Genomic DNA, 4,161 nt, shown 5'->3' with positions numbered 1-4,161 from the left:
ACCTCGCGGGTCATGAGCTGGGCAAAGTCTTCCTTGCTGTTCGCGAGTTCGTTGCCGATCGCGCGGATGGTCTCGGCCCGCTCTTCGATCGGGCGCTCCCGCCATTCGAGAAAAGCCTCGTGGCATCCGCGCACGGCGTCCTTCACCTCGTCATTGGTCATGAGGGCGTAGGTGTTCAGCGTTTCCTCTGTCGCGGGATTGATGGTGGTGATCTGGCTGGCCATGGATATCTCCGTGCTGTCCGGAAGCGTTTCTGGGCGGGCAACGCGATCGTCGTGCTCGATGTTCCTTGCGTGCAATCATATCTTGACGATCCTTCCTGGTGACATCGTCGTTCCGGATCGGTCCGATTGGCGAATGCACAGGCTGATCCGACCCCGATGACGCGGATCTGCGAAGACATCGCGGACAATCGGTGAGTTGCGCGGCATGGCGACGCGCCCCGGATTGGCCGGGCAAGCGACCGTGCGACGAAAGGGCCAGCCGCTATGGCGACAAGGATCGTCCGTGCCGCCTGCGCTGGCCGGTTCCGGCAACGACGAACGATCAATCGTGCGGTGCGTGGCGGCATCCTGGTCGGCAAGATCAACTTGCGCCCGCCCCGAATATAGGGTAGCACCCTTTCCTATGTCACACACCACCGAGAACAAATCGAAGCTCATTGCAAGGGTCCGCCGGCTGAAGGGTCAGATGGAAGCGATCGAGCGTGCGCTGGAAGCCGAAGCCTCCTGTGCCGAAATTCTGAACCTCGCCGCGTCGGTGCGCGGAGCCACCAACGGTCTCGTCGTCGAACTGCTCGAGGATCATCTGCGCAACCATATCGTCGATGCGGAAAACGAGGCGCAACGTGCCGCCGGGGCGGCGGAATTCACCGAAGTCATGAGAAGGCATCTCAGATGAGCCGCGATTTCGCACCCGTCGTTCCGCACGACCACGTATTCCTTGGCGAAAACCATGCCCGCAACGAACGCCGGACCTGGGCCGTCATCGCGCTGACAGCGACGATGATGGTTGCCGAAATCACCGCCGGGACGATCTTTGGATCGATGGCGTTGCTGGCTGACGGCTGGCACATGTCCACGCATGCCTCGGCGCTGCTGATCACGGCGCTGGCCTATCTCTATGCCCGAAGAAATGCGCGCAACCCGCGCTTTACCTTCGGCACCGGCAAGCTTGGCGATCTGGCCGCGTTCGGCAGCGCGACCGTTCTGGCCATCGTCGCTTTGCTGATCGGCTGGGAAAGCCTTGTCCGGCTGCGCAGCCCGGTTCCGATCAGTTTCGACGAGGCGATCCTGGTGGCGGCGTTGGGCCTTGTCATCAACCTGGTCAGCGCCTGGTTGCTCAAGGATGATCCCGACCATCATCATGGGCACGGACATCACCACCATGATGACCACCACCATGCGCAAACCCACAAGGACGGACATCACAGCGCAAATGCGACCGGCGTGGAACATCGCGACAACAACCTGCGCGCGGCCTATCTGCATGTCCTCGCCGATGCCCTCATTTCGGTGATGGCGATCTTCGCACTGCTCGCGGGACGCAGCTATGGCTGGGTGTGGCTCGACCCTCTGATCGGCATCGTTGGCGCTGTTGTCATTCTTCGCTGGTCGTGGGGCCTGTTGCGCGATAGCGGTGCGGTGCTGCTGCATTATGGCGATGACGTTCTGCCGAACGAGGTCCGCGCCGCCATCGAAAACGAACGCGATGAAATAATCGACCTTCACGTCTGGCAACTGGGTCCGGGACATCACGGCGCCATCATCTCGATCCTGAGCGCGGATCCGAAGCCGGTCACGGAATACCGGAGGCGGCTGGAAAGCGTGCATGAACTCGCCCATGTCACCATCGAAGTGCATGCAAGGACTGCCTGAAATACTGGACCCGGCCCTGCATGGGCTGCGCGATGCGCCAGCAGAGCAGCGCGATCAGACGATACCAACGCGCAGGCGGCGGTCCTGACGGGCGAGCCGGCCGGTCTGTCGGAAGGCGATGGAGGTTGCGCGGCGCAGGTTTCGCCGGATCGGGGCCCGCAGCCGGGGCGGAAAGACGATCCGGCGCGGGGATCGGTCAGGCCCGGATATAGGCCTGGTAGAGATCGTTCATCCTGGCCGTCATCGGACCGGGCTTGCCCGAACCGATCGCGCGGCCATCAATACTGGAAACCGGCGTGATGCCGCCGAGCGTGCCGGTCACGAAGGCCTCGTCTGCCGCGTAGACCTCGGCCAGTGTGAAGGCCTTTTCGCGGACGACAAGGCCCGCCTCACGCCAAAGCGTGATCGCCTTCTTGCGCGTGATGCCGTTGAAGCAGGTCTGCCCGTCCGAGGTCCAGAGTTCCTGGCCCCGGATGATGAAGAAGTTGGTCGAGTTGCAGGAGGCGACGAAACCGCGATCGTCAAGCATGAGCGCCTCGTCCGCGCCCATGTTGATCGCCTGGATCAAAGCCTGAATGAAGTTGAGACGTGAGTGCGAATTGAGGCGCAGGTCGAAGACATCGGGCGTCGAACAGCGGATGGTCGAGGTCATCAGCTTGATACCGCTTGCCTTCAGTTCGGGATTGGGCTGTTTCCACTCGGCCACGATCACGATCGTTGCACCACCGACGATAAAGCGCGGATCCTGGTTCGGCGTCGACTTGCGCCCGCGCGAGATCATCAGGCGGATGTGGACGCCGTCCTCCATCTCGTTGTGCCCAAGGCATTTCCAGATTTCATCGACCAGTTCGGCCTTGCCGAAGCCGATGTCGATTTGAAGCGCGTTCGCACCTTCAAAGATGCGGTCGATGTGCTCATCGATGGCCAGCAGCCTGCCCTTGATCAGGCGGATACCTTCCCAAACGCCGTCGCCGAGCACGAACCCCGCGTCGAAGATCGAGACCTTGGCCTCGTCACGGCTGAAGAATTCGCCGTTCACATATATCTCGACGCCGTCGTTGCGCGGGTCTTTCACGTAGCTCTGGGAAGAGGAGCTGCTTTGAGGGGTCATGATCATACCTTGGTCTTGAGATGTCTGGATCGGGCGCGTTTCAGAACGCGAATTCTCCGAAGCGCCGGAGAAAGTCCCGCGTGCGCGGCTTTCGCGGGTTCTTGAGAACCTCGTCGGGGGTGCCGACCTCGTGGAAAACGCCATCGGCGAGAAAGATCACCTTGGTGGCGAAGTGGTAGGCAAAGCCAAGCTCATGCGTGACAAGCAGCATAGTCCGCCCTTCTTCGGCCAGCTTGTTGATGACGCGCAGCACCTCGCCCACAAGTTCGGGGTCGAGCGATGAGGTCGGCTCATCAAAGAGCAGGATCTCGGGCTGCATCGACAGCGCTCGGGCGATGGCGACGCGCTGCTGCTGGCCGCCGGAAAGGCGCCCGGGCCAGGCGTCGAGCTTATCCGACAGGCCGACCTTGGCCAGTTCGGCCTCGGCGATCCTGCGGGCCTCGGCTTTCGCCATGCCCTTGACCGTCACAAGTCCCTCCATGACGTTGCCCAGGACGCTCATGTGAGGAAAGAGATTGAACTGCTGAAACACCATGCCCAGCCGCTCGCGCACCTGGCAGAGCTGTTTATCGGGATAGGTGACGGTCCCTTTCCGCTCGACGCCGATGCGGGTGCCATCCAGCCAGATCTCCCCCGCGCTCAGCGTCTCCATGAAATTTATGCAGCGCAGGAAGGTGGACTTGCCCGAGCCCGAACCGCCGATGATCGCGACGCGTTCGCCCGGCTCGACGGTGAAATCGATTCCCTTGAGAACGTGATGGTCGCCGAACCGCTTGTGCAGGGCCTTGATTTCCAGAATGGGATTGCCGGTCATGCGAGTTCCTTTTCAGGTCAGTTGGACCGCGCCAGGTGCTTTTCGAGACGCCCGGCAAGGAAGGTGCCGGGATAGATCAGAACAAAGTAGATGAAGGCCACCGCCGTCAGGATCTCGAAGGGTCGATAATAGGTCGATGAGAGCAGACGTCCCTGGTACATCAGTTCGTGCACCGAGATCACCGAGGCAAGCGAGGACATCTTGGCCACCTCGATCGTCCGGTTGGTCAGGGCCGGCAGCATGCGCTTGATGACCTGCGGCAGGATTACCCGGCGCATGGCCTGGGTTCGGGACATGCCGATGGCAAGCGCGCCCTCCATCTGGCCGCGATGGATCGACCTGATGCCGCCCCGGAAAAT

At 61.7% G+C, this 4,161-nt stretch carries 6 protein-coding genes; 2 read left to right on the top strand and 4 right to left on the bottom strand.

Annotated features, from left to right (window positions below):
- Positions 1-224 (bottom strand): aldehyde dehydrogenase family protein (locus B4A72_RS15245; protein WP_292979037.1); only part of this gene is annotated, 224 nt, incomplete at its 3' end.
- 403 nt (positions 225-627) lie between these two features.
- On the opposite strand from B4A72_RS15245, the gene B4A72_RS15240 reads away from it, so the two are divergent.
- Both B4A72_RS15240 and dmeF read left to right on the top strand, forming a co-directional pair.
- Positions 628-900, top strand: a complete 273-nt coding sequence (locus B4A72_RS15240) for a metal/formaldehyde-sensitive transcriptional repressor (RefSeq protein WP_292956795.1) — start codon at positions 628-630, stop codon at positions 898-900.
- A complete protein-coding gene (dmeF, locus tag B4A72_RS15235; protein ID WP_292956179.1) occupies positions 897-1,877 on the top strand; it encodes a CDF family Co(II)/Ni(II) efflux transporter DmeF in 981 nt (326 codons plus the stop codon). The genes B4A72_RS15240 and dmeF overlap by 4 nt, the downstream gene beginning before the upstream one ends.
- A gap of 196 nt (positions 1,878-2,073) precedes the next feature.
- Here the strand turns inward: dmeF and B4A72_RS15230 are convergent, their stop codons facing one another.
- The 3 genes from B4A72_RS15230 to B4A72_RS15220 form a co-directional block, all read right to left on the bottom strand.
- Positions 2,074-2,988, bottom strand: coding sequence for an aminotransferase class IV (locus B4A72_RS15230; RefSeq protein WP_414692172.1), 915 nt, complete (start codon positions 2,986-2,988; stop codon positions 2,074-2,076).
- A 40-nt stretch (positions 2,989-3,028) separates the two neighbouring features.
- A complete protein-coding gene (locus B4A72_RS15225; protein WP_292956185.1) occupies positions 3,029-3,802 on the bottom strand; it encodes an amino acid ABC transporter ATP-binding protein in 774 nt (257 codons plus the stop codon).
- Positions 3,803-3,819: 17 nt separating this feature from the next.
- On the bottom strand, positions 3,820-4,161 hold a 342-nt coding region (locus B4A72_RS15220; protein ID WP_292956188.1), incomplete at its 5' end, for an amino acid ABC transporter permease.

The sequence above is a fragment of the Paracoccus sp. UBA5162 genome (genome assembly GCF_002413585.1).
Taxonomy (GTDB): Bacteria; Pseudomonadota; Alphaproteobacteria; order Rhodobacterales; family Rhodobacteraceae; genus Paracoccus.
The sequence above is the reverse complement of the archived record's forward strand: the minus strand, read 5'-3'. Positions and strand labels throughout refer to the sequence as shown.

Coding starts and splice junctions, on each gene's coding strand:
- B4A72_RS15240 (WP_292956795.1), top strand. CDS start 628: ATGTCACACACCACCGAGAACAAATCGAAGCTCATTGCAAGGGTCCGC.
- dmeF (WP_292956179.1), top strand. CDS start 897: ATGAGCCGCGATTTCGCACCCGTCGTTCCGCACGACCACGTATTCCTT.
- B4A72_RS15230 (WP_414692172.1), bottom strand. CDS start 2,988: ATGACCCCTCAAAGCAGCTCCTCTTCCCAGAGCTACGTGAAAGACCCG.
- B4A72_RS15225 (WP_292956185.1), bottom strand. CDS start 3,802: ATGACCGGCAATCCCATTCTGGAAATCAAGGCCCTGCACAAGCGGTTC.